We start from the raw sequence: 26833 nt of genomic DNA, 5'->3' as shown, positions 1-26833 counted from the left end.
TGAAACCCTATCACCACTCAACTTGAAGTAATCGCTTCCCTAACCAAGGCAAGGTAATGATCCCCAATCCCCAGGGTAATTTGGTCATGAGTACATCTTGAGCCTGGTTTTCTACGATCAATTTATAGCCCATGTCAGTGCGTGAACAGCTCACTCTTCTCACTAAAAACATTTCTCTAAAGCTTGTTAAAGGCATCGCCTTTAATGCCTGCCAATGAGAAATAACCGCTTTCAACAAATGATCTGCAGCCCTAATATCCTCTTGACTCAATATGACGTCTGTTTCTATCCAGGTATCAGGTGCTAAGCCCAACAATAGGTTTGCCACAACATAGACACTGTCTATTGGCGACTTGCCCAGCATATAAAGCAATAGCGCGTGTGCTTTGAGTTGGGCTGGCTCATCAACAAAACTCACCTCGCCACTTTCATTGGCACTGAGTAAGCTAAATTTATTAAAAAAAGCCAGTAAATAAGGCCATAACAGTAATAATCCCCCATCGAGACTGCTTATTTCTTGCTCTTGCTCCCCCCGCAGTAAATCAACCTCTTGAATATTCACCTTCAAGTTCGTGACTAAAGCCTGTAAATGGCTCGATTCACGTATAGACAAGGATTTAGATTGACTACTCGCAAGCATTTTCAAACTTAACTTCACATCTTGATGGTAAGGTGCCAAGGGTGCTAGCTGCTTCGCCATTTGATCATGATCCGTTGCGAGTGCAATCTCAGCGACATTCAATTGACTCACTCGAGTTAGCGCACGAAGATCGACGGATAAACATTGACCTAAAAGACGGCGCTCACTAATACCAATATTCGAACTCTCATCACTGACAGCATTGCTTGACATATATTGACTTAACCACTGCTCTTTAGGTTGCGTTAACAATTTACTGCATGAAAAGATGCTCAGTTGCTGTAACGAATGGATGAGTATTTCCCCTCTTTCCACGCCTTCAGGCTTGGCCTCTCTAAACCTAGCGTTTAATACCATAAGACTCCGCTCACTCCACGTTTTTATGGCACTAAAATAGGCACGATTGTTCTGTAGTGTCACAATAGGTAACGCCAGTACAGAGACTAATAAGTTGGCTTGTTGGCGGATCAATACAGCAGTATTGATCACTGGAACAGGCACACCTGCTTCCAGTCCATCAAACTCAATCAATGATGGTCCTGACATGCTCTCCGAGGTTGCTTTCTCCATCTCTTCCTTACTGGCGTTAAGCGCTAATACCATCTCTTCGACTGCGATATTCGGCTCTAAACTCACTGAAACCAAGGGCAACCACCAACTCTCTCCACCCGCAGTCAGATCCTGCTTTCGTTTCTCCAGAACAGATATTTGCTTTTGTAAAGCATCGCTAAACTTATCGAAAAATAACACGTCATCAGAGTTAATGAATCGTAGAGCATCAATAAAGACATACAAATGTACACATTCTCGGTATAAACAATGTTCAAAAAAACCACTCACCAATGGTTCATCAGTAAACCGATTCAGCCCAGAGTGAAACAACATCATCATCTGACGGTATTCACTGTCCGCACCCAGTTGTTGAATAAAGCGCGCTAACAAACCAGTGACTTTTTGAGCAACATTACGCTCAATCTGATAGAAAGAGTTGAAGCCTGCTCCTTTACTTCTAGCGTCTTCATTTGACTCATCAAGGATCTCACGGCTTGGCCCCTGATCTTGAGGCAATGAAGACAGTGCCATCATTAGCTTCTGCAAAGAGATGCCATCTCTTTTTTGTAAAAAGCGACTCACTAATAACGAGTGAGGCATGGGTAAGCGTTGTTTGAGAAATTGCAAAGCCAACAATAGCGGCTGTAGGCGCTTTGGGTCATCAATGGTTAAAGAAACCTTATCTCCAGAAAAATCAACCGACTTTAAACGAGAAACCAACCCTTGCCAAAGACCAATCTCACTTGCTGATAGTCGTTCACCTTCACTGGCTAATACGCTTTTTTGTGTTGTCACATTATCCGCTAACTGACACCAAGTTTTGACCTCAGCAAACAGCGCTAATTCAGCAGTATGTAGACTGAAGGCCTCAGCGCTCCTCGTTATCTTATCTAATACTTTATGCAAGCGTTCATATGATCCCCAAGATAAGTGAGGGAATGCTAATACTCGGTTAATCGCAGAGATAATATCTTCTCTGCTTAAGGCTAAAGGCACATTTAATAATTGTGAAAAACAGCGTTCTAATCCATTAAAAACCATCACCTCCTTGGACTGTGCAGAAAGTAATGCCAATGTTTGCTTCGCTTTCTCAATAATATCCTCTGGCAAAATCCAAGCTTGTTGTAGCCACTCCTTTATTGCAGCCAGTGTCATTTGTAATTGCAGATCGGTACCAGAAAAGCTCGATAAATGCTCTAATTGCTGTAATAACAGGTCTAATGCTTTTTTCACCGCAGTAAAATTATGCAGCTTAGGCCCCGTGATTAACGGCTGCACCCAAGGTGATTTATCCAATAAACAAGTCAACCCTATAATATCTCCTTCATTAATGCCTTGGTACTCAACAATATTGACCCAATTTATCATCGCCTTAAATAACCGAGTATTAACACCTTGCTTTAAATGATGCCGTAACTGCCCCATAGTTTGTGGCAGCTGAGCTTGATGCTGACTCTGCTTAGAGGTTAATTCCAGCACATAGGTTTTCAAGGTCATTAATAGTGCTTTTTTAATATATCCAACACCTTGGGTTTTATTCAGAGCAAAATAATTTAAATACTCCAAATAAACTTGCCACATTTGTTGCTTCACTTTTACTGATAACACTGGATGCAAGAAGCTGTGTAGCTGCTGCTCTGTACACAGTTGTGGAAACAACAAGGGTATGAATACCGCTGCGTCGGAAAACCCCTCCTGCATTGCCAGTACGCTGGCAATGTTTTTTCGGCATTTAGGTAATAATAGCCACGATTTCAATGCTTGTTGATTACCCGGATCTAAGCGTAAACATTGAAGTAACACGGCTAACAACCTTGAGATAAGCTGCTGTTTATTCACATCAAAATAGATGCCGCGAGAGTACAGGAGTCCAGACTTTATTTCCTGCCACCAGTTTTCGAGTTGAGCTTGACTAGCATAATGATGCCTTTCTCTCATTCCATGGGAAGCAGACTGTCTAACACTTTGCTCTATTTTGGGAAAAATAATCCGATAGAAGTAATCCATCGGAGCCTGCGTGAAAGCCTTGAAATCAATTTGTGGCAAATCAATATGAATATCAGGCAATAATAATGCTTCATTCAGATCATGATTATCCCCCCCCCATATATCTGACGACAATTGTTCAAATGATGACACCACTAAAGACTTAAGCTCTTGTTCAAGCTCGGTCGCACTTTCTGGCCTATGATGGTGATATTGAATATCCAAGTGCAGGTTATCAATGGCTAATGACATAGTTCTAGCCCTTAAAAAATGACTCAACTTAGCCGAGGTTCACCTCGGCAATGGATTAAAATACTAAATATTTTCGGTTGACCAATAATCAGTTTGACAAAGAAGAGGGCCATCTAAGTACACCCCATGCCAATAATACTTATCATCAAGGTGATCTTGTGTGTCTGATTGACAATGATTAGCGTAAATATGTTTACCTTCCCCGCCTCTATTGCCCTTCCAAAAGCCATGACACAAGAGGTTTTTGCAAAGATAAGCACCACCACCACGCACAAGCGCCGTGTTATTCAACGCCTCTACTTGACTGTCATCACAATAAGCCACCGCCCCGCCAGACTTCGCTCTACAAGATTCCGCCCGTATTCGAGAAAAAGCCAGCCCATAAGCCGCTCCACCAAAGCCCATTTCAGCTTTGCAATGAATAATATTCATCGCTTCAATATGGCTTACGGTATGATTCGTCCCTTCCATATAGGCATAGATTGCACCGCCATCAGTTGCTGACTGATGATTAATGACGCGGCAATTAAGCTGGCAATGCTGCGCATACCTCAGCTCAAATGCGCCCCCTGGACCAGAATAAACATGATGATCACCATTAAAAGTAAAACCTGTCAGCTTAATGCCTTCGACCAAGGAGGCTAAGCTTTCCCCATATATCATAAAACGGCAATTAGCATGTGCCTTCATGATACATGTCGCCTTTTCATTAAAACCATTAATACTCACCCCGGCTCCTAATCTAACGGGATTCTTTAGTAAATACTCAGAGCGACTCCCACTTGAGTTCATAAGAGGAAACAATAAGATGGTGGTATTATCAGCAATCACTGTCTGCTCGCCACAATTAAAAATCGCATCAAATTCAGTTTGATTATTAATGATCAGAGTCTGACTGTCATCGCCAAACCCCCAGGTGCTTTCATCAACATAGGCTTTCACCGCCGCTTGTGTCGGTAACAAGCAATCACTGCTCCCCTCACCCCCTAAGGTCACATCATTTGAAAACCCAGATATTGCCGTTGCATCTTCAAAGCCAATACTCTGACTGACTATCACATGCTCAGCGGTGAGCTCGGCGGCAATCTTGGCATTGCCTTTCACATCAAGCGTGGCTGTCGGTGCTGAACAATTCAGCCCTAAACGACCACTGGCATCCAGAATTAGCGCCCTGATCGTATTACTGACTGCTTCATCTTGGTTAACCGCACTGATCTGAGAAGGCACATCGACAATCAATGCAGCCTGATCAGGAGCAGCCATCAGGTGTACATGCGCCTGAGCCTGCTGCTTATCTAAACCTATCGCCAAGGTATCATCTAATTGTACTTTGCCTTTAAGCTGGCTGGCTTTATTCACGGTTAAAGTATTTTCAAGCAGCGTTGCAGGACATAAGATGACATCAGCATCGACATTCGATACGGTCAAATTGCCGCGTAAATGAGTATGAGTATTCACCTCTAAATTAGCATTGAAAGTCACATTATCGGTTACATCCAAGGTGCTAGTAAAATTTCCCGCCCGGCTCACATCTAATGTATTATTGAGCCTTGTTTTCCCCATCACATCTAAAGTATCTTCCAGAACCGTATTATCATTCACGGTTAGATCAGAATGGAGCACCACATCACCCCATACATCCGCTCCCTGATATTGAGTCACTGGGCCGCGAATTTCCACAGCTTGTTTAACAAATAATCCGCCCTGAACCTCCACCTCACCTCGTACATCTAACGCTGCTTCTGGTGAGTCCGTCCCCACACCCAGTTTGCCATCAGAGAACACCACTGGACTGTCATTTTCAAACATAATCTTAAATGCGCTGGCATAATTATTTTGAAATAAACATAACTGTGCGGTTCTCGCTGCATCATTATCAGGGCAATGTAAATCACCAATCACGGTTTGCCCATTGAACTCAGAAAGTCCATGGACTTTGATATTACTGCTAAAGGTGGCCAGTTGATCCACATACAAGCAATTATCTAAATACGCTTGTCTTTTAACATGCAGATCTTGATGAATTTTGACACTGCCAGCCACTTCTAACATGTCACTGGGCTCATCAATGCCTATGCCCAATTTCCCCTGCTTGAAAATAAAACCAGCATCATCTTCCCCAAGGCCATCAATTTTAAACGCTGTTTTGCTGGCATCGGTTTGATGAATATGCAAACGGGCGTCAGGTGTCAGGGTTGAAAAGCCAATATCACCTACGATAGAAAGGTTCTCGTTAAAATCGGCCCTTTTATCCACTGTCATTGACAGTCCAGTACTGTCATTGCCCTGAATATGCAATTCATCCTCTGCGGTAACTTTACCAATAACATCCAATGTTTGGCTGAAATCCGCAGCGCCCGACACACTCAGGCTGTGATTAAAAGTACCACTACCGGTTACACTAAGACCATTGCCCACGGTAAGCATATCTGAAACCGTCAATGACTGGCTGATAAGACCATGACCCGTCACATTAAGCGCGTTAATATCATCTCCAGCCAGCGTGCTATAACTCACATTCAAAGGACCAATAACAGTAACTGCATCATTTAAAAACGTTTGTCCATCCACAGTAAAGGTATCCGATATATGCCCGCCTCCAGTCACATCAAGGGCATTCATATTTACATCAAGATCTTGACTGCCAACAATTAATTGCCCAGCTAGTCTGGTACTGCCTTTTAAATCAAATTGATATGTAGACAGACGGGTATTAATCGCCAACTGTCCAGCCGATGCATGAATATACTCATCAACATTTTCTGTCTCTATTTTAAAGGGGATAGCATCGACTTGTTGAGTCAGGGTAAAACTGTCTGTATCCACATTGAGCAAGTTATGTACGGCCAAATCGCCCATAATGCAAGTACGCCCATAGACATCAAACGGCACAGGCTGAGCCTTCAAGCCAAAGGTGATTTGTGCGCTGCTCACACTTAGTGATGGGGCGACGCCTCCTGCCGCTTTAACCTCAAACCCAGTGGCAAAATTGACACTCTCATCAAATAAACTCACCGCACCCACATGAAAAGCCACTTGAGGCTCACTCACATGAACCCCTAACTTATCGGCTTTACTCGCCATTAAATGGGTAACCGTAGTGCCATCTTGATGCTTCACATGGAGCGCTTTCGGTATACTGGGATCAGAGGTTAAACAAAAACGCGCATGTTCACTGGAATCACTGCTAATATCATGGTCTGGCTCGCCCACAGATAAGTGCTTGCTAATGCTGGTATCGGTTAAATTTGATAACCCGTTCACTGTTAAGCTGTTAGCTTCGGTATGACCTTTGACTTGTAGATTAACACTGTGACTGCCATCACCTAGGATCACTTCACCTTTTCGTGCCCGGATTAATTCATGATGTTCATAATCTTTGACCAGTAATGCTGAACTGCCCTCAAGCAGCCCATTGACCTGCAATGCAGCTTCAGCAACAACACTGTCTGGCAAACCGACCAAGAGTGTATTTCTGACATTAGCATAGTTTGCCGATAACTGACTTTGTGCATCCAATTTCCCATAAATATTCGCATTGTTAAGCGATGTCAGTTTTTTTGCATGAACATTTTTGTTAAAAATTACGGACGCACTACTTGGCCTTCCTTCTACCGTCGTACCATCATCTTCGCCTTCATCCCCCACCACTAAGGTATCCGTCTGACTTTGGCCACTGATAGTCGATGTTGATGCCGATAATGCGCCATTAACAACAGTTGGACCTGCGGTTAGCGCTTCACTTACAGTAAGAGAGCCTGTGATCTCCGTGGAGCCTGCAGTTAAAGTCCCGGTAACAGTGAGCGCATCATCAACCTGAGTACGAGAATTTAATTGAATATTCGCTACGTCGGCATTATCTGATGTATTCACCCTAACATAGGTCTTATCGCCTTTTCTAATACTCAATAACTCAGGTTGATATGTACTATTAATCTCTAGCATAGCCTCAGGACAGGCGGTGCCGATCCCCACTAGGCCATTACTTTTGACAACCATCGGAGATGGATCTGCCGTAATATCCTCTAACCTTAATAAATCTTGCGCTCCATTAACTTTGTTTTTAATGTTTAACAATGCATCAGCAGTCGTTGATGCAACACCACCAATATTCACAGTTTGCTGAAATTCAGCTCGGCCTTGTACTGTTAACGCTTGCTCTGTACAAACATTTCCTGTGACATCCAGTGCATCATTTAGCTGAGTATGCCCGCCTGCGGTTAACCGACCACTAAGATGAGTATCACCAATGACATCTAACTCACCGCTCAAATTGGCATCTCCAGTGACATCTAACTCACCACTAAGATTGGTATCGCCAATGACATCTAACTCACCGCTAAAGCTTACATCATCATAAACATTTAACTCACTGGTAACAATAGCATTTCCTGTCACCTTAAGCGTATTGATCTCACCGGTTAATATAACTGGTTTATTAATATTGATAGTCCCAGCTTCAACACAGATCCCATCATCGAGTTGATTAATCCCAGAATGGATCAATTGACTAAAGTCACTGCCAGTCGGCACTTGATTATCAGCAAATTTTTCCGCTAACTGAGAGCGAGTCGTCTTTTCAGTGCTTAGGTCTGAACCATTGTCTTCAATACAGCTTTCTTCTTCACTCATGTGAATTCCTTATAAAATATTTGGCTCACTAACGCCAACAGATAAATGGGGAGTTTTATTCAAACTAGGGTTAATACTGGCAATATGTACTGGAGCCGAAAATTGCAGATATTCAAGCGGCCTAAAACCAACTCTAAAACCTTGATCAACTTTACCCGTCTTGATGGGGTAAGGGTTTATCAGTTGGGTAATCTGAACATGGCAAATTTCATTGAATAACTGCTCACTGCTGATATGAGCATAATATGCAGGATCGATGCTTAAAATATCATCAACGTTCTTTTGTAACTCAGCCACAGTATTGCCAGTGAGCGAGTCTTCATCCTTAGCAGCCAGCCAAGGCCGGATCATTGATTTCAAGTTTTCAGGGAATGTATCTCCTACAAATGTCTGTAAAATATGCTCTTGTAATGTTCCCGGTGTATTAACAAAATCTCTTAATAGGCTCGACAATCTATTAATCCGCTCAATATTAGCCCGTTCAGTCGAGTTATATTGCAGCTCTTTTCCTAGCGTCAATGGCTTTTGTGACATGGCATTTAACCAAGCGTAATAAAGGCACTCAAATAAGCTCATTGTTGGACGATTCAATCGAATGACTTCAGCGTGTAGGTGTACAGGGCAAGCTTGAGCAATTTGAGTATTAAGCAACTGAGTAAAATGAGACTCAGCCAAGCGTGACGGCCAGTTCGGTAACACAAAAAACAACTTATCTTGTGCAAAAAAAGGTTCTGTTGCCGTAGAGGACTCTTTATTCGTAGAGGACTCTTTATTAGTTGAGGACTCTGTATCACAATGTCTCAGTAATGTTCCTTCCAACAAATAAAAGCTTTCTCGATTATTGGTCGCCAGCGGCATTTGTCCAATATGAGAAAAGCCCATAAAACGCATAATACGCGTAGCCAAACCAGAAGAATGGCAGTGATCAATATTATCGTTAAGGTAATTAAATCCACCTGTGCGATACTGACTCAAACTCGGGTAATGATGAATGATAGAAGCTAAATCAATCACTTGTTTAAGCATCACCAGCTTATCTAACAAGGGTTGATCGGCGCTAATATCTACAGGAAGTGGTTCAAATTGGGGTAAGTAATGGCTAAAAACCAAGCCATATTTAAGCACATTAGCATCTAAACTCGTTTCAGAAAATCGCGCTAAAAGGTGTTCCAAACTGCGTTTAAATCGATCTAACTGCCCCGCGCTTAATACTGGCTCCAGTAGCGGTTGAAAACCGTGCTGCTGATATTGATTAAAATACTCCCCCAGTAGATGTCCCGCACCGCTGGCATCAATAAGAGGCTGACTTAATTGAGTCATGGGTAATTGCCGCACATCATCCCAGAATTGGTTAACTTGTGCAGAGCAGAGAGATTCGCTGGCCAACATACTATCGAATACGTTCGCCAGCCTTGAAAAAATCGCCTGTTCAGGCAGAGCCAGTAACCTTCTTAAATTATCCAGCTGGGAAAACTGATCAGCCAAACATTGATCAAATAAGGTCAGGTAGCCCTTAAGCTGCATAATATGGGCTTGTTCTTTCGTTTCAATGTCATCATCAAGGCGCGACTCTGCTAACTTATATATTGAGGGGAACTCATGTTGCAGTGAAATGTATTGGTTTAGCTCTCTATAACGGCCACTGACATATTCAGAGAAAAAATCACTGCTATCGATGCCTTCACTCGCCTGTACTTCGCTCTCTTGAAAGCGGCTAATAATGATTTCTTTTTCTTGCGCCGAGAGCCGATAATCTTGACCATCAATGGTCAACTCAAGCAGTGATAATGAGGCACTGATATCAAATTTAGGTGTATGCTCAGGTGAAATTTTAAAACGCCAATTAAGATAATCTCGTCCTTGATTAAGGCTATCTTCCTCCGTAGGCCTAAACGCAAATGACTTAATACGCGTTAAACGGCTAATGCCATCTAAAGCTTCAAAAATATCTGAGGCATAGATAGTCTCCGGGATCTTAAGCCGATTAATATCAAGCTCACGAATAAAACCATTACTCAGTAAGGGCCCTTCATAAATCTCATCCCCGGTATAACCCGCCTCCTTTAGCATATCACTGCTGTAACGTTTTACATCTGGAGCCAAGATAATGTTAACCTTGTTAAAAACATCAACAATCGCTTCAATCGGGCTACTAATGTTCTCAAAAGCCAACGAAAAAGCCACAATCACATGATGTTTTTCTACCGGGATGATGGCATTAATATCTTGATTAATATTTCGCTCGGTTAAAAACCTTTGCCTGACTTGTTCATATAAAACATGTTTTTCCTCATCCGTTTTTTCTTGCCAGTGTTCGTCTAGATCCACCCTAATATCAACACTGCCGCTGGCGACATTAGTCGCTGCAGAAAGTGTGTTATCACTGTTTGAAACCGGTAAAACACTCACATTTTTAATGCCTGGAATATCGATAATAGCCCGGCGGTAATCTGCCAATGTGACCGCATTTGAGGGTAATATTTGCGGCGCCAAATAAAAGGGTGTTCGATGAGTACTGGCATCCTCCTCTGGATCTGGCGCCAACAAATCACGAATAGGAAAGTCTAACCGAAAGCTTAAATCCGAAATCACAAACGCCAGTACTTCCAGCAAAGTGATACCAGGATCGCCGGTATTATGATCGCTCCACGTTTCACCACAAACCATTTGAATCAAACTCAAGGCTTGTTCTTTTAGGTATTGACTATTTTGTCCACTTTCTATCAGCGCACTGTCTGACAGTTCCGCGAGATTGTCTTGTGTCATAACGACCCCATAAAAAAGGCACCTATCTGAGTAACAACCTCATCAAACAGGTGCGTAAAAACCCAATACCAAGCTGATTTATAATGATTTTGTCATTAAATTGGATTTTAAATTGATGAATTGAAGTATTGAAGTATTGAAGTATTGAAGTATTGAAGTATTGAAGTATTGAAGTATTTTGATGTGACTTTAATTAACTGACAATAAAGTCGAGTTCTAATCGATATTTCCCAATCCCTTCGAAGAGCTCGACATCGGTATTAAATAAACTGATTTTATGGTTAGGCTTAGGCACCAAAATAGCACCTAGCTCACTCGGTTCAATCCGGTTATCGTCCTCATCTTTCGCGCTGTAACGCAGAATGTCATCATTAACAAGCGTCTGCTGAGCACGCATCACATAGATTTTTTCAACCGCTGCATGCCGCTCCAGCACCATGGCCAGTTCGGTTAGGTATATTTCCTTTGCTACGTCTTGATTATTGCTATCGGTTCCATTCCAGGGGGTCATATAGTCAACAATCATTTGATTCAACTGACCTTCGACGCTTTCAATATCATAATCAGATAATATTTTGGCAAACAATTCCAGTTCGACTTCTTCATAAACCGGGTCGTATACCTTGCTGATCACCCCCAGCGGCGCCACTTGCTCCACATAGCGCTGTATCCGGCGTTTTAAATACAACGGCACCTTGGGCTGTAAAATATCCGGATTATGATTAACTGGCACCACCATTACAGCCACTTGAGCGAGTGCTGGCGACAAGGGCTGAGATACTTGGCTATTTTCCACCGACCTATTGGCAAAACAGCGCACCAGAAATAACTCAGGAAACTGTGCCAGCACTAAATGCTCATAATCCCAGGCCGTCATCGCCCTGTTTTTATGCCTTAATCGTTCACTGGCGCGAACCGCCAGTATCGATGCTGGCTCAGCGCTTTTACCGCCAAAAGAGGCATAAGGCTGCAACACCTCAGAAATATCAGGCTCGGATGTCACGAGAGACGAAATGCTCTCTGCAACTAATGGCGTGATGAAATGAGTCGCATCATTATCCAGCCCCACTAATTCAACCTCGACCCCCTGTGCATAGACCTGTCTAATTCTGGAATAAAGGGCAATAGATTCTGTTGAGGCTGCTTGTTCACTGATAGACAAACGGATCCAAAAACGGCTATCCCCGGTAAAATTTTCGCCTATTTCTAGCTCGGGTAATTCAAACGTCACCACCCCACTATCTAGCAGTTTATACGTTGAGTCTTCAATAATACGCGCACTACCGAGATTGCTGCTATCAAAAAATGCCCAACCCGAATCGGTTAAATAATGCCAGTCAACCTCTGGGTTATCATTAATATTACTGCCATCGACAGGATCAAGCTGAAAATAGAGTCTGAACTGCCCAGGAGCTGTCACGCCAGATAAACCAATGTAAAGATAGCCCAACGCATTCAGCTGTGGCAATAAAGTGATGCTATCGCTAGCGCCCCCTTCCATGAACTGCCGACCAAGCGGATGAATATATTGCAGTTTATGTCGACCACTGGCTCCCTCTCGGGTAAATTCGGCTTGACTTTGGTAGTTCAGCTGCACAGTATCTAGCGTTGGGGTATAGGGTTGATTGACCGTTAATAAAACCTGACCATCTTCAGCGGTATTATTGTATATAGGCAAGTTTTTAAAAGCAGCATATTGTACCACCTGACTATAATCGCCATGACCAAAATCATTCGCTGTTAATACTAACTTATATTGTTTAGGCCAGTTGCTAAGATCATTATCATCATGGGGTAACTCACTATATTGATAATAATTAAATTCTTGAATCTCGGTAAAAGTCAGTACATGTTGATGCACATTATTGTGTGGTTTATCTGGACCAAATAAGGCTGCAGCATTTAATACTGCATCGAGTTTATCCGAGTAAAATACATCAACACGACTCACTATCCAATCAGTTAAAGTTGCATCCGTTACTGCATTTATCGCCTTAGCATCACGATATTTTCTATAGGCCAAATAATGTTCATTCCAATCAATCGGTCGGTCCAGCCAGTTAAAACTCAACTGCGCCTGCTGCACCTGTTTGACTAACAACTCAGGATGGGTAAATTCAAACACCGAGGCAATACGGGGCTCATGGGTAAAAGGCGTAAAAGGCTCACTGGTATCAAGCTGGCCATTGCTGTTACTCGCAATAATACCGCTCACCCCCTCGACGATAACGGTTAGATTTATCCGGGTAAAAATCCCACTTCTAAGCTGGCGTAGTACCTCATCGTCACCATCGTTATCACCATAACTACCGGCATACATTGACCTTTTAAGCACAAAAGAAATGAAAGGTTCTTGAGGCAATACTGCCTGCTCTGCTAATGTTAAACTGTCATCAACATAAGTGGTTATTGGCGGAAATAATCTTTCCAACTTAATCTCCACTTCTCTATCCATTACCTTGATGCGGCAAAATGGGGTTGCCGATGTCAGCGGCAGCATGCCTTCGGCCCCTGAAATGCTTAAATCAAAATATTGGGTGATATCAAAAGCGGCTAAACTCCCCCCTTCTTTCACGGTGAAATTCAACCTCAATGTACGTAGACCGCCACTAAGATACAATTCAGGAGAAACTAAGGTAAAACCCAGCTCAGGTAAACGCTGAATATCTGGAGTGTTTAAATTCGCTTCACCAAAGGTTAATACCCCCTCAGCCGGCATTTCTATTTCCTGTTCGATATCTTGGCCCGTTGTTAACAGCAACTCACCCGATCCCCGCTGCCGTGACAAGGACAACACTTTATCCACCTGAGCATGATTAATTAAGGCATTAGTCTTGGTTTGGTAAATAAGTGGATTACCCGCTTGATCTTCACCGCCGCTAAATTGCGTCCCGGCTAACAAGGTCATAGACGGAACATCATCTTGCAAACTGAGTACCAAATGACTTTTATCTGCCACTGGCGGTTGGGTTTTAAACCCCAATACATCGCGGTAATAATGCTGCTGATGCCGTTCAGTAAAACGTTTAAACTGCTCAAAGGGATACTGCATCATGGTGAAAAAAGCCAATAAACCGGCAATATCTGGACGTGCAGCGAGAGCGTTAATATCGTCGGTGACAGGTTCGCCCGCAAGTAGAGCTTGCAGAGCAACACTTTGCACTACATCCGGCAACGCCGATAGCCAGCGACCATTAATCGTTTGTGACTCACCATCGACAAAACGTAATTCACTGGCAAAGCGACGCATATAGTCAAGCCAGCCGCTAAAGCTGCGCTCTTCTACTGCAAAGTAACCCGTTGCCAATTGCACAAGGCCCCTTGAACTTTGACTCTGCCCCTTCGTTGGCGCAGTCGCGGTCTCATTCACCACCTGCTCAGTTGACACTGCCGCTGTGGCTTGATTTTTCATGCTGGTCATAACAAAATCCTAAGACAGGATGCAAAGCGTGAGCTTATACCAATTTGACTAAGCCCCCCCTAAAGACAAAGGTAAACGCTTTACTTACAATAAGTGAAAAGAATAAAACATTAAAAAAACATAATAAACAATGAATTGAAGTGTGACTGGGTGTGTTGAGGCGTTATTAATAAGTAAGAAATATGCGTAATGAGAATATTTATCCTTCAGTCAGGTAAAACGGAAACACCATATTGGCTGAACTATTACTGTCTTTAATTAAATAGCTTAATTCTATGCTTAGTAAACCATCATAAATCCCCTGAGTATCAAAATTAATCGCTTGTAAGCTAATTCTCTTTTCATGATGGGCGATAGCCTTGGCGATTTCTTCTTTAATGTCTGTCAGTGAGGTCGCATCGATACTATGAAATAAAAACTGCGCTAAGCCACAACCAAAACTGGGCTTTAAAAAACGCTCGCCGACTTGAGTATTCAACAATACATAAATGCTTTGCTCAATAGTCTGCTCGCCAGACACCATTTCAGGCCCCACGCTGGGGGTGCGAAAACAAGGGGGGAACTGCCAGCCGCTACCAATAAGACGATTATCATTCATTATTTTATCTCCACTTTTTTGCCTACCTTAATGTTGACATTACCATTGGTTTTGATATCAATATCCTTAGCTAGCGTAATACTATTTTTTTCATCCCCTTGTAAAATCAAACCTTTATCTATACTGAGACCTGCCTGAGATTTTTTATCCTTGTCTTTGGCTTCCAAGACAAAACCTTTAGTACCACCACCAATCTTCATCGTAGTTTGCCCTCCTTTTACTTTCTCCACTTTTAAACAAAGATCCGCATTTTCCACATCAAAAACCAACGAAGCATAGGAAACTTCTTTAGCTTTTTTCTCCTTCTCCTTTTTTTCACTATGCTTGAGATAAACTCCCCTTTTCAATTTTCCCTCTTTAAAAGGAACTGGAGGTTTATTTTTCGGGTTATGGGTAGCGCCGATAATAACCGGATAACGACAGTCCCCACCGACAAAACTAACGATGACCTCGTCACCAGGGGAGGGTGGAAAAAAAAGCCCGACTTCTTTTCCCGCATAAGGGGAGAGTAACCTTGCCCAAACCATTTTACTTTTTGCCACTGCTGCTATTCCAACTGGAATATGCTGCAAACCGGGTTCCTTAGGATTTTCTTTTTCTTTGGGAAAATCTCTGACTACACCTATTAAATTTGGCACTGGCGGTAGCGTTAACCAATCTGAAAACAAGCTATGATGTAAATGTAAGCCTAACGTAAAGGTAATAGACCATTTTTGTCCGTTAAAATCGTGCTCAATTGCCGTCACTCGATAGGTACCCGAATAAGCCTCGCCAAACTCACTCAATTTGAGGCTATCCAATAGTTGTACCTTCTTTTTTAACCTATGTTTGACTAGGGTCACTTTACCGCGATAACGGTCTAATTTACGGTAAATAAGCTCCGCATCGGCTCGTGCCTTGTTTTCTTTCTCGGATGCCAACACGCCTTGCTGTAACAGCAACACCTTAGGTACAAGCTGCAAACCATTATTTTTCTCTCCCACTTCATTCTTAACCACATCCCCACTTCCTTCCTGCGGTGCCGACATTTTTTGTTGTTTGACATCCCAAGCACTTACGGTAACAGTTTCAAACTGTGAACGAATATCCTGGTGTAAACGAAAACCTTCAATATCACTCTGAGCTATCTGGATCTCTTCGGCTTTAGGCTCCTGTTTCGTCAGATCCACCACATTATTACCTTTTGGGGTCGGTACCAATAACAACCCATTGGCGAGTATCCGATTCATCATGACGCGCCAAGGCGTTTGCTGGTAAGCAAAATAATGTGGTTGTATCATTGCTTCAAGCGCTGGCTTAGTAATACCCTTGGTATCAAGATCAGCGGCTTTATACATAGCCTCTATTATTTTGAAGTCATTAACCTCTTTATCCAGCAAAAAATTCCTAGGACCTTCAGTTAACTTAATCACATCACCGTGGGCAATCACTTCTAAAAACGTGCCACCGTCCCTAAATATGGCCCGCTCGGTGATCAACCCGCTAAAAATAACCACCTCCTTATCATCTGCCAACTCAGTGGTTATTTCGATTTTGGCGCCCATTTTAAAGGGCTGCTTTTTATCGCCATCATTTACAGTATCGTCAGCAACAATACCCTTTTTTATGTCCATATCCTTGATGCGTAAGGTCAACTGAGGGATCTGGTTAACCCCATAATGGCAATGCAAGCTGCTGTCTTCTAAGTTTATTTCTATCGGTTCACCACCAACTTTAACGCTATATTCAGCCATTATTAATCACCCCCACGGCGGCTTCCTTACTCTTTTGATAGCCAGCTTCAAGGACGTCTAAAGCTTTATCTTTTTCTTCCTTGGCAATGTCCTCCGCTTTATCAATTAATTCCTCACCCTGCGCTTTTACTTTTTCAGCCGCTTCTGCTAACTTCCCAGGCACTTCAACAATGTCCCCCGCATCAACCTTACGCAGACTGTTTAGGCCATTCACTGCCGCTAGTGTGGCAACGCTGGCAATAGTGCCAAAATTAGCCATCGCCATCGCAACTAAAGACAGCCCGTCAACCGCAGCAAGCATTTGGGTTCCTACGCCCCCAGAATCATTGCCCTCTGTTAACAAGCCTGAATGTTTAAAAGTACACACCACTTTGGCCTTTACTCTGTTACCTAGAGAGTCAACCAGTTCATTTTTTACTTTCATTTCAGTCAACAAACCATGGAAAACGCCACTGGCAGAATCCATCAATGGCATTCCCATGGATTTAATCGACACATAAGGTGGATGCTGCAGCTTATTATCCACTGTATGACATAATTCTTTGAGTTTATTGATGGTTTTATCAACACTAAAAGGGATCAAATTATTGGCCATCACATAAGCCAGCGGATTAGAAAAAGTCGTATCATCAAGTACGAAGGTCACCTTGAGTGAAGACGGTTTGCTCTGGCTAAAATAACTATCCCCCTCGCCCTTATTGGACTTTTCACTGACAACACAGGTTTCAAAACTAACGTCTAAGGATTCTTTATCATAGGGTAAAGTCACACTGCTTTTCTTTTTCGTTTGCCCCTTATCTTCATAGCCGGTCACTTTAATCACAGGTACAAAAGCACGCGTCGGATCGCTGAAAATAGACATAGATTAAGGCCTCTTTCTCAATTCATGATCTTCAAAGTTATTGGATAAATACTGACCAAGCTCTTGAGTGAAAGGCTGTTGACAGCAAGCATAATCACTCAGTTTTTTTGATAGCCCACCCAATTGCTCTGTCAATGACTTAATTTTAGCTTTCATATCGCTGGGATCATCTTCATTGGTCGCACTAGCTTCAGCCGAGTCTGAATTAGCTTTGACCGCATTATTGTTACTTTTATCACTGATCTTCATGGTCACATTTTTAATATTCGCCTGTTCCATATATCGTCTCCTTTCGCAAAAACATTCATTATCACGCCCCTAAATAGGTACATATTTAATCCCCGAATATTTAAAGCTCATCGATTCAATCAGCAACTCATTACTACTGGCATTAAGACCATCCCACTCCCAAGATTCCAGATAAGCATTACTGACTAGCCAGCTATTTTGTGGCAAATTATTTTCATCCAGTACGCAAATCAAAATGTCTTTACGTAGCAAACGCGTATCCCAAAAAAAAGACTCCACTGTATTGGCTAATGTTAATGGGCTAATAGATGAAAATACTCCACGTTTGAGTAGCAGGTTTTGTGTCGGCAGCTGATTATCTAAACTGGTCATGCCGGCATTTTTTACAATGGAGCGACTCATTTTTAGCCCACTCACTTCTTTAAACTCAATGTCGACAGGATTCGGTATACCTGTGGTCATTATCACCACAGCGAACCGATAACCTACCAGAGGCAGGCCACGATCGATTAGCATAACAACACCCTTTTTATAAAATGATGACTAAAATGCAGTGATCCCCTATAAAGGGATCACTACGGCGTTTTAAATTGAATCATCAAGATTAAAAATTACTTAAACTCAATGCTAATGTCATCAGCCATCAGCTCTAAGGATTCAACACTGGCTTCGTTAGAGCCACCGTTAAAACTCGGGGCAGTCAACTTCTTAGGAAAGGCATTTTTCACCGTCCAGATCACAAGATCTGCATCGGTGTCATCCACCAGCACCACGGTGATATCCTGCTTTTCGACCTTATTCAGCCGAATTGAGCTGAGCCAATCAAAAAACATACTTTTAGTGCGCACCAAACCGCGCTTTAAAGTAATGTTGACATCAGTCGGTTGCCCCGGCATATGTTTTTTACCAAAACCATCTTTATAAGTAATGGTCTCGACACCAATGTCGAGACCTGAGACCTCAGAAAAAGCAATGCTATTGCTTTCATCCCCGGTAATACTGACCCGAAAGCGATAAACAGGGATCGGGTAATCATTTTCAATATCGGCTACTGTAGTCGCCATAGAATAAACTCCAAAATTTTATGAAATATTGCGAATATTTGCGCTGAAAAACACCAAGGTATGCTTTGCGCATTTAAAGTGATAACTGCTTCAGCTGCCATTGTAAAAAGTCATGTTTTAAACAACAGAGCTCAGGCAGAAGGGAGGATGAACTTAAGCACTGATGCTTTTATGAGAGAAGGTCAGCACTATAAATTCGGCTGGGCGCACTGCCGCCAAACCGATTTCAATATTCATAATACCGTTATTGATATCATCTTCAGTCATGGTTTGCCCAAGACCCACATTGACAAAAAAGGCTTCATCGGTGCTGGTACCAAAAAAAGCGCCTTGCCTGAATAAACTTTCCAAGTAACCTTCAATCGTCGTTTTGAGTTTTAACCAAGTAAACGGGGTATTGGGCTCAAACACGGCAAAATAACTGGCCTTTTTAATGGACTCTTCCACCATATTAAACAGACGACGCACGGGCACATAACGCCATTCATTACTGTTACCATCTAGGGTACGGGCGCCCCAAACTAAGGTGCCTTTACCCACAAAACTGCGGATCGCATTAATCGACTTACCCGCATTATCATCAACGTTTAAATATTCCTGTTCAGAATTATCGATGGTAATACTGGGGGCGATAACTTGCGCCAGCGCAATATTCGCAGGCGCTTTCCAAACGCCATGCTGCGCATCGGTTTTGGCCATAACCCCAGCAATCGCCGCACTCGGGGGTAATTGCAGGTAATGTTTACTGAGCAAAGATTTTATTTGGTTATAGGCAACCGTTGAAGCAAGCGTATAGCCCGCAATATTCAGTACCGATAAAGGTACCGTTAAGTTTTGTGTGGCGGCGATGCGTTCTGAAGTGCTTGTCGAGGCTGCTAATTGCCCATCAGTTACCGTATTGATGACGACTTGCCCCGAAGCGTTCAGATAATTTGTCCCCTCATAATCACAATAAAGACCAAACGATAACGTACTATCGACCATCTGCCCTTGAGTGGGCCCGTTGGCAGTGATGACTTCTCTTCCTAGAAAATTCACGACTTTAATCGGAGCGGGATCAGTCGTTTTTCCATCAATTATTTCAACTACCGAAAGCTTAATAAAATGTGGCCCTTTAAATTCATCACTAACCATACCGAATTCATCAACAGGCACTTGAGTAACTGCCGTATTATAACCCGTATCATAAGCCGCTTTTTTCTCCACCTCTGATAATGTACGAGCGGGGGACTCAGCTGCCGCATCATCAATTGCATCTTCAACAGCAGTTTTACCAGCCGCAACGGCAAGATCATCATCAAAGGCAATGAACTCAGTAATACTGGAATGCAATTTATAATAGTTATGATCCATGTTGACCATGACGTCATCTTCATCATAACTGCGTGCCACAGACGTTCTCAACTGCGGATAATACGCTGCGCCATATTTAAGCCCTTGGGTGACTTTATCTCGCATCAACGCCGCATCAGCGCGGATATTATCATCACCTTCATTACCCACTTGCTGCAAATCAATCAGGGCAAATCTGTCCTGCATGCTTTCACAATGCAGCAGTGAGGCATTATGCACCTCATAATGTCCCTGGGCTTCGAGACAAATACTTTCCGGACAAGAAATTAACGTCACCTCATCCACTTTTTTCAACGTTGTAATCGCCGTGGTAAAATGTGATTGGGCTTTAACCGTTGCCACACTAGGCGCCGTTTCATAACCACCTATACTGACCACATAACAGGCGCCACCACCATTGGCAAAAAAGTGCGCCACCGCTTGGTATAAGAAGAATGCCGATAAGGTAGGGTTGATGCCATCCCCTCTGGGAATAACAAACACCCCAGCCTCAGGTTTATACTCTACCCTAACGGCTTCATTATAAGGACCACCAAACATGGCCATATATTCCATCATATTGGTGATCCGATACGGCTTTTGAGTAATGGTATTATCTTCGTTATCGGTAGTTAGCTCGGTATAACCGATAAAAGCGGGGATCGCAGTCGGGACTTCCGCCACTGAAGGCGAAAGCAATGATCGTTCTCTTACATAGACATCTGGCGTTTTATATTGAGCCATGTGTTTTCCTTATTAAGGTTGGGGTGAAAAAATAAAATGTGGAAACCTTTATTGAAGTATTTCCACTATGAAAATGAGCCGGCTGCCAGTACTTAAAGATTACCTACCAAAGATGGGTCGGGAGTTGAAACCCCTTTGGCCTGACAGCCGACTCGAACTGGTGCCGCAGGGTTGTTAGCTACAGCGGCCTGAAAAATAAATACCAATATTGTTTTATTTCCCTTATTTAAAGATGGCTTTTAGTCGGCTCGCGAAGGTGATTTTGTATTTAGTGAGTTTAAGAAGTGTGAAATAAAAGAAATAAGGCATTATCCGGACTAATGAAAATTACCACTCGATGAGGTTGAGTATTATTGGTATCAACGGTACTACGCCTCGCGGCGTGATTAAAATTAAGCTGTAGCCATTTTTTGTGATACACCTGTCACTTTGATAGCATTGTCATACTCATCTTTTATCTCATCACCTTTGATCAACACATACTTCCCAGCAACTTTGACTTTAAGGGTGTCGGCATTTTTTTGTGAACTTTCTCGGGTAAGCTGAAGCTCAGACATAACAGGAGGAACAGACACAGGAGGTTTCCCCGCAGTACCGCCAACATAGAGAAAAGAGGCATTAACGGTGTATATTGCCGCGCCTTTTTCTGTGTTTAATTTAATAGTTGGTTCAAGCAAAGGGCCAACAAAAAGGATCCATTGGCCACTCTTATTCTCATCTGCCTCAGGTTTTTTGGTGCCTAACTCATGCATCACTGCTGTTGCAATGTTAAAACTCATAATTAACTCCTGTTTGTCAGGCAAGCGTGATCCCGCCAAGGGAAGCTGATATAGCTTATCCTTGCTAGGGCGTGTTGCTCTTTCGAGATTGTTACCAAGTCAGAAAATGCTCCTAGGTAGCAACCTGACGCCTGCGCATCCTCTTCACACGTCATTAGTGATACTAGTGAACTTAAGGCTGTGATTGATAAAAATAAAGGCTTGATTAATTCTAGTGGCTAAAGTATCACTAAATCATTGAAAAATAATGAATCAATGAAACTGTGATGGCTAAATCAACAAAGTCGGTGAACAATTTATAGGTAAAACACGCTAACGCATCACTGAGCAGCAGGGCGTTTCAACAGATATTCCGGCTAACAACAACGCCTAATAGTCACACGGGTTAGTTTTTCCCAAACATACCGCTCAAGGGAAAAAAAGTGGTTATCCCCTAGCTTAAGTGGCATGAAGCCAAAGGTGAGTAGCGAGTAAATTTAAAAGCAAAACTTGTGGCTGTCCTGATTATTTTATAAAGCTTAGCCCGAGAGTTTAAAATGTGTGATTAATTATGGTTGTCTATTAGAGTTTTATTGTGCCAGATACTCGTCGTTATGACTTCGGTACGTTCTATCTGTGTTGAAATGTGGCCTGAGACCCATTACGAAGCAAGAGCTAATGAAAACATTCGCTCGTGGTTATTCACGATTTAAGTCTTGTAACTTCTCGTAGTATTTGAGTATTTTGTCAGTCAGTCCGTTCCCTTTGAGTGTAGGTACTCTAAGCTCTACAGTAGCTGTGGACATTTTCGATCCTGTGTCGTCCCCGTTCACTCGTGTTGTATAGTCTCGTACGTACAAACTGTGGTCGTGCCATTCGGTAGGTGCCCACTTGCCCTGTTTCCAGACGTCAATCATTTTTAATACTTGTGCCTTGCCATCTGCACCGACGTACTGTGTATCTATCTTTGTTTCAATTTTACCTATCATTTGCATCAGAGTGTTAGTCACATTTTCCATTTTCGATTTTCCGTCCGAGTCCTTAGTTACCGCTCTCGCTATCCCTATATCTGTGATCCCCTTTACCATCATTCCTAAGTTATTTTTGCTGTGGGTTTTATGCCCTGTTAGCACTGCGTGTAGAGTTATAGTTTGTTCTCTAAAGTAGCGAGCGAGTTGACTGATGCCTATTCTATTAGTCTGAGTCGTCGGGATGTTGTAGTCTGTTTTTATAGCCTCCCGTAGTGATTCCGTGGATTCACCCAAGATGTCATTGAGCGCTATTTCATACGTGCTTTTGCTATATACGTCCTGTTGTTTATTCCCCCTCAACTGGGATACTTTTTCCATCGGTAATTCTGCAGTCACATGGACAACGGATTTTAACGTTCGAGCCCGCTCGCGCTGCGCGCCTTTGTTCATCAGCGCGTCAATCAGCTGTATTGGACTTCGCACCATTTTCACGTTGTCCACGATGTCAGGTCTCCGGTTATCCGGTAGATTATCGTAGCCCGAACCAGGTATGTGTAGATTATTTGGGATATTCCCCCATATCACATCTGATGTTATTTCCCATCTTTTTATTTCTTTGGTTATGCTGCTGATTTGTGTTTTTATGTCATCCTTTGCCTTCCAGTGCACCGTTTGGTCATTCCGCGATGGGTATCGGTAGGGCATTATGCTGACATATTCGACCTTTGCGTGCATGCCGAAAGCGTCCCACTTCTCCTCTACCGCTTTGTAGTTATTAGGTAATTTAGCGCTTTGCAGGCCCCAGGGTATGTTGGTTTCAACTTCAACCGACATCCCTGGGTTCTTACTTGTTTTTGTGGTTTTTGTGGGTTCTTTGTGATCCATAGCTTCTCACCGTTATGTTGTATTATGTTTTTGCGTTATACTAGTAGCCAATATCACTTTCAGTACTCGTGGATAGTTGTCATAATATTTGAAAGGGGTCAAGTAGCTTCGTTCATCCTACTTAATACAAAATTTAATAAAGCGCTTCAAAATTGATTACTCTTTTTTTATTTAATTCTTCACTTCAAGCGATGCATGTTTAGCGGCTCTTACCTAACCCATTTTTAGTCCAAGGCCAATGTATAGGTGGTTTCTTGCTCTACGCCATCGCCTTTGATAACATAGCAAAAAAGGGGTCAAATCACTTGCTTCACAATACTTTATCTAAAATAAAGCGCATCCACCCGATACTTCCGGGTTAACGCCTGTCCCAAATCACTATTCAACCCCAGCTCTATCACCTGTTTTAAATCAATCTCCACCCCACTTCGAACCCACACCAACCAGTGCTTAACATACTCAGCGATCAGTGTTTCACACGCATTTTGCTCATAAAGCCGAAGTAACTTGTCACTATGATTGATATAGGTATTCTCAGCCAAAGCCAGCTGCCTTTCGAATAGAGATAGATGTGAATATTTTTGTCCCATAAAGCACCTAAAAATTAACTGAAATAAATTATAGGTGGTGCACTTCTATGTAGAACATGGGTTGTTGAAAATCACTGAAGTTATTATGGGTGGCTAGTTAATTGCTCTATGACTTTACCGTGGCACCACCGGACTCTCGGCACTTTCAGGTAGCTGCTTACTTAATGTATTGATTATACCCACGTTTTCTAAAGTCCGTTGCAAGCTACTCAGTGCTATGCTTATCTTAGTAAAATCGCCGGATATAGCATCATAGTTCCCGGTCGTTATGTTCTTTTTAGTGTCATCTGGAAACGCCAATAACAAGCCTATTAATGCAGTCATGTTGCCACCTACCTCTGCGGCCCTCCCTGTTATACTCAACCACAAGAAGGTCCTCTTATTCATACGGTGTTTTCCCGCGTTACCTATACCTACCACAGTTTTTCCTATGTTTTGCACGAGTCCGCCCCATACGCTCACGGGAATATCACCTTGTGCGTCAAACATCTTTTCGAGCCCCACAACAGTGCTAATTAATCCCTCAAGTGTTTGGATCTCTGACAGTCTATTTTTTGCCCAGCTCTGCCTTGTGTTCCAGTCCATCATTTGCGTTTCAACACGCTCCAATTTCTGCATAGCAGCATTTTGTTTTTCGAGTTTCTCACCCGAGTTTATCTTAGTCACATTGGAAAGTAGTAGCTCTGCTATCGTGTTTATTTCCTTTTCTGTGGATTTCATTTTGTGGTGGCTCATGCCTAGTAGCATACCCATTCCGCTTGCTCTAGCAGTTTTCAGCACTGCAGCCCCAGTTGAAAAAATGCTGCTTGCTGTTTCCTCAGTATTCGACCATGCACTTATCTTCGCGCCCATCCCTAAGAGTTCATCTTTCATGAGGAGTTTTAGGTTGTCCGTTGCATTTTGTATCTGAGTCTCTGTTTCTTTTAGCTTGTAGGAGGTGTGTAACCGTAATAGGCCTACCTGACTTTTCACATCTTCGGTTGTCCTCACCCCGCTTTCCTCAGGCCTTCGTTCCATCCATCTTTTAGTTGTATATTCGGCTTCTGTGCCCCCTCCATTAGCCATATCTTGTCGCCGTTCGGTTACGGCTGTACTCCTATTGTACACTGCAGCTATGGATCCATTCACAGGTATCGTCACCCCTTGTTTCATCCTTTCAACCGCGTTGTCTTTAGTTCCGGCAGGGTTTATCAATGATAAATCCACAGTAACTCTGCCACTCGCCTCCACTCTGTCGTCATACCTTAATTTTTCATTTCCGAAATCTATAGACCCAGTTACATTTGTTACAGTTACGCCGATAGTTTTCACAATAGCCGATTGAGACTGAAAACTCAGACCCTTTCCGTATAGCTCGCCGGAACTCAGTGGCACGTTCGTGTTGCTTTGGTTCAATTCATACCTCATACGAGGTGTATTCCCCTCACGCGCCGTTAGAGCGTTCACAGATCCTCGATACTCAGGCAACGTCATTAGTTTTTTCGTGCTGACTGCATTGACATATTGATAGTGTAGGTCATTCAGCATCGCATTTACATTGACCCCCGGCTCTTTCTGTTTATCCATATTTGGTGTCACAAGTTCGTACGACCTTTGATCCTTTTGGCATTTTATTTTTTGATTTTTAGTGAATACCCCTTCAAACGAGAAGTCATCGATACTCATACCTCGTATGATTGCTCGTGGTAGATGATTAGGTATCTGCACCACTTCTGGTCTTTCATTTTCTGTTTTTGTATCACTAAAGAATTGCATGTTGCCCTCCTTATTCCTAATTGTGTTCGTTCAAAATTAAGCTTAAAAAATAACAATATGGTCCCCAACACTTGACGCAGTAAAAAACCGAATACCAGTTGTCTGCACACAATGCGCTCTACTACTAACCGTGCTTTTCCCATCCATTCAGCCTAAAAGCGCTTACGTTATTCCGTGACCCAATACAAGTCGGTCATCGGCAACAACACCGCCAATTCCCACCCAAAATCACTGTATACCCCTGCTCTATCACCTGTTTTAAATCTATTTCAACCCCGCCCTTCACCCACAAATTCATCTGGAATGAATTTATTCCCTACATCCTGTCGCTCACCTGCTTCGCAGGCCACCTGTGGTGTTCCAAATTGATCCTCCAATTTTTGGTGAACAGCTTTTGCTGGCCCGAAGGGTGTAAGGCAGAATGCCTGCAATAGACCAAACCTATCTCTTATTAAAAAGTATTCACCCATTCATAAGCTGCAGAGGAAAATCTTGTACTTTGCAAGTCAAATTGAATCCATATTTAATGAGGAAAGAAAGCTCTGGCCCTGAAGAACATTCAAGCTCCCCTGAGAGGGCCGCAACGATGGTCGGTGCGCCAAACATTGTTCCTATCCCCAATGCAACGCCTATCATGGTAGGAAAAGCAATCTTACCTGAAAAAAATCCAATGCCTAAAACGATTACTGTTATGGCCGCAAACGTTTTGCCTAATCCACCAGTTAACAACACCATGACATTACATAAATAACCTGTAATGTCTTTAGTCTCACTCACTTCATGCACACCTTGAGCCATTGGATTACTTGAAATCGCAATGATAAAAAGAACAAAACCTAACAATGCCATCGTGATAATAGTTTTTGAGTTAATTACATCCAACCTTTTCATATTATTTCCTTTTTAATAAGACCTATGTCATCAAGGCTTGTTTCTTGGTGCACAGGATCAAGCTTCGTATCTCCTAAACTAAACACAAATTCCCCTTCACTTTTCATTGCTGTCGGCATTCATGACTCCATTTCATGTCTCATTGCATCCCC

At 42.7% G+C, this 26833-nt stretch carries 17 protein-coding genes; all 17 read right to left on the bottom strand.

Annotated features, from left to right (window positions below; all coding sequences use genetic code 11):
* Positions 1-10 precede the first annotated feature (10 nt).
* A complete protein-coding gene (locus L2764_RS01600; RefSeq protein WP_248938496.1) occupies positions 11-3430 on the bottom strand; it encodes a contractile injection system tape measure protein in 3420 nt (1139 codons plus the stop codon).
* A 63-nt stretch (positions 3431-3493) separates the two neighbouring features.
* A complete protein-coding gene (locus L2764_RS01595) occupies positions 3494-8062 on the bottom strand; it encodes a hypothetical protein (protein ID WP_248938495.1) in 4569 nt (1522 codons plus the stop codon).
* Between the two features lie 9 nt (positions 8063-8071).
* On the bottom strand, positions 8072-10828 hold the full coding sequence (locus L2764_RS01590; protein WP_248938494.1) for a baseplate wedge protein: 2757 nt from the start codon (positions 10826-10828) through the stop codon (positions 8072-8074).
* Positions 10829-11021: 193 nt separating this feature from the next.
* Positions 11022-14249 (bottom strand): baseplate J/gp47 family protein, encoded by a 3228-nt coding sequence (locus tag L2764_RS01585; protein WP_248938493.1) that lies wholly within the window; start codon positions 14247-14249, stop codon positions 11022-11024.
* Positions 14250-14448: 199 nt separating this feature from the next.
* Positions 14449-14847 (bottom strand): gp25 family contractile injection system sheath assembly initiator, encoded by a 399-nt coding sequence (locus L2764_RS01580; protein ID WP_248938492.1) that lies wholly within the window; start codon positions 14845-14847, stop codon positions 14449-14451.
* Positions 14847-16580, bottom strand: a complete 1734-nt coding sequence (locus tag L2764_RS01575; RefSeq protein WP_248938491.1) for a phage baseplate assembly protein V — start codon at positions 16578-16580, stop codon at positions 14847-14849. The genes L2764_RS01580 and L2764_RS01575 overlap by 1 nt, the downstream gene beginning before the upstream one ends.
* Positions 16573-17442 (bottom strand): CIS tube protein, encoded by an 870-nt coding sequence (locus L2764_RS01570; protein ID WP_248938490.1) that lies wholly within the window; start codon positions 17440-17442, stop codon positions 16573-16575. The genes L2764_RS01575 and L2764_RS01570 overlap by 8 nt, the downstream gene beginning before the upstream one ends.
* Positions 17443-17445: 3 nt before the next feature.
* Positions 17446-17721, bottom strand: coding sequence for a hypothetical protein (locus L2764_RS01565; RefSeq protein ID WP_248938489.1), 276 nt, complete (start codon positions 17719-17721; stop codon positions 17446-17448).
* A 39-nt stretch (positions 17722-17760) separates the two neighbouring features.
* Entirely contained in the window at positions 17761-18207 is a 447-nt protein-coding gene (locus L2764_RS01560) for a phage tail protein (protein WP_248938488.1), read from the bottom strand.
* A 95-nt stretch (positions 18208-18302) separates the two neighbouring features.
* A complete protein-coding gene (locus tag L2764_RS01555) occupies positions 18303-18755 on the bottom strand; it encodes a phage tail protein (protein WP_248938487.1) in 453 nt (150 codons plus the stop codon).
* A 153-nt stretch (positions 18756-18908) separates the two neighbouring features.
* Complete coding sequence (locus L2764_RS01550; RefSeq protein WP_248938486.1) at positions 18909-20831, bottom strand: phage tail sheath family protein; 1923 nt, start codon at positions 20829-20831, stop codon at positions 18909-18911.
* Between the two features lie 392 nt (positions 20832-21223).
* Entirely contained in the window at positions 21224-21610 is a 387-nt protein-coding gene (locus L2764_RS01545) for a hypothetical protein (RefSeq protein WP_248938485.1), read from the bottom strand.
* 677 nt (positions 21611-22287) lie between these two features.
* Positions 22288-23445 carry a hypothetical protein gene (locus tag L2764_RS01540; protein ID WP_248938484.1) on the bottom strand — a complete coding sequence of 386 codons (1158 nt, stop codon included), beginning with the start codon at positions 23443-23445 and terminating at the stop codon, positions 22288-22290.
* Positions 23446-23765: 320 nt separating this feature from the next.
* Positions 23766-24035 carry a hypothetical protein gene (locus tag L2764_RS01535; RefSeq protein ID WP_248938483.1) on the bottom strand — a complete coding sequence of 90 codons (270 nt, stop codon included), beginning with the start codon at positions 24033-24035 and terminating at the stop codon, positions 23766-23768.
* A 114-nt stretch (positions 24036-24149) separates the two neighbouring features.
* Positions 24150-25790 carry a hypothetical protein gene (locus L2764_RS01530; RefSeq protein ID WP_248938482.1) on the bottom strand — a complete coding sequence of 547 codons (1641 nt, stop codon included), beginning with the start codon at positions 25788-25790 and terminating at the stop codon, positions 24150-24152.
* Between the two features lie 462 nt (positions 25791-26252).
* Positions 26253-26681, bottom strand: a complete 429-nt coding sequence (locus L2764_RS01525) for a TrbC/VirB2 family protein (protein WP_248938481.1) — start codon at positions 26679-26681, stop codon at positions 26253-26255.
* The gene (locus tag L2764_RS27640) at positions 26678-26800 is read right to left on the bottom strand and encodes a hypothetical protein (protein WP_283106878.1); all 123 of its coding nucleotides are present in this window, start codon (positions 26798-26800) and stop codon (positions 26678-26680) included. The genes L2764_RS01525 and L2764_RS27640 overlap by 4 nt, the downstream gene beginning before the upstream one ends.
* Positions 26801-26833: the final 33 nt, after the last annotated feature.

This window comes from Shewanella surugensis, from assembly GCF_023284005.1.
Classification (GTDB): domain Bacteria; phylum Pseudomonadota; class Gammaproteobacteria; order Enterobacterales; family Shewanellaceae; genus Shewanella; species Shewanella surugensis.
Note: the sequence above shows the minus strand (reverse complement) of the source record. Positions and strands in the feature narration are given on the sequence as shown.

Bases quoted from the DNA above. Each gene is read 5' to 3' on its own strand.
- L2764_RS01600 (WP_248938496.1), bottom strand. From the start codon at position 3,430: ATGTCATTAGCCATTGATAACCTGCACTTGGATATTCAATATCACCAT.
- L2764_RS01595 (WP_248938495.1), bottom strand. From the start codon at position 8,062: ATGAGTGAAGAAGAAAGCTGTATTGAAGACAATGGTTCAGACCTAAGC.
- L2764_RS01590 (WP_248938494.1), bottom strand. From the start codon at position 10,828: ATGACACAAGACAATCTCGCGGAACTGTCAGACAGTGCGCTGATAGAA.
- L2764_RS01585 (WP_248938493.1), bottom strand. From the start codon at position 14,249: ATGACCAGCATGAAAAATCAAGCCACAGCGGCAGTGTCAACTGAGCAG.
- L2764_RS01580 (WP_248938492.1), bottom strand. From the start codon at position 14,847: ATGAATGATAATCGTCTTATTGGTAGCGGCTGGCAGTTCCCCCCTTGT.
- L2764_RS01575 (WP_248938491.1), bottom strand. From the start codon at position 16,580: ATGGCTGAATATAGCGTTAAAGTTGGTGGTGAACCGATAGAAATAAAC.
- L2764_RS01570 (WP_248938490.1), bottom strand. From the start codon at position 17,442: ATGTCTATTTTCAGCGATCCGACGCGTGCTTTTGTACCTGTGATTAAA.
- L2764_RS01565 (WP_248938489.1), bottom strand. From the start codon at position 17,721: ATGGAACAGGCGAATATTAAAAATGTGACCATGAAGATCAGTGATAAA.
- L2764_RS01560 (WP_248938488.1), bottom strand. From the start codon at position 18,207: ATGCTAATCGATCGTGGCCTGCCTCTGGTAGGTTATCGGTTCGCTGTG.
- L2764_RS01555 (WP_248938487.1), bottom strand. From the start codon at position 18,755: ATGGCGACTACAGTAGCCGATATTGAAAATGATTACCCGATCCCTGTT.
- L2764_RS01550 (WP_248938486.1), bottom strand. From the start codon at position 20,831: ATGGCTCAATATAAAACGCCAGATGTCTATGTAAGAGAACGATCATTG.
- L2764_RS01545 (WP_248938485.1), bottom strand. From the start codon at position 21,610: ATGAGTTTTAACATTGCAACAGCAGTGATGCATGAGTTAGGCACCAAA.
- L2764_RS01540 (WP_248938484.1), bottom strand. From the start codon at position 23,445: ATGGATCACAAAGAACCCACAAAAACCACAAAAACAAGTAAGAACCCA.
- L2764_RS01535 (WP_248938483.1), bottom strand. From the start codon at position 24,035: ATGGGACAAAAATATTCACATCTATCTCTATTCGAAAGGCAGCTGGCT.
- L2764_RS01530 (WP_248938482.1), bottom strand. From the start codon at position 25,790: ATGCAATTCTTTAGTGATACAAAAACAGAAAATGAAAGACCAGAAGTG.
- L2764_RS01525 (WP_248938481.1), bottom strand. From the start codon at position 26,681: ATGAAAAGGTTGGATGTAATTAACTCAAAAACTATTATCACGATGGCA.
- L2764_RS27640 (WP_283106878.1), bottom strand. From the start codon at position 26,800: ATGCCGACAGCAATGAAAAGTGAAGGGGAATTTGTGTTTAGTTTAGGA.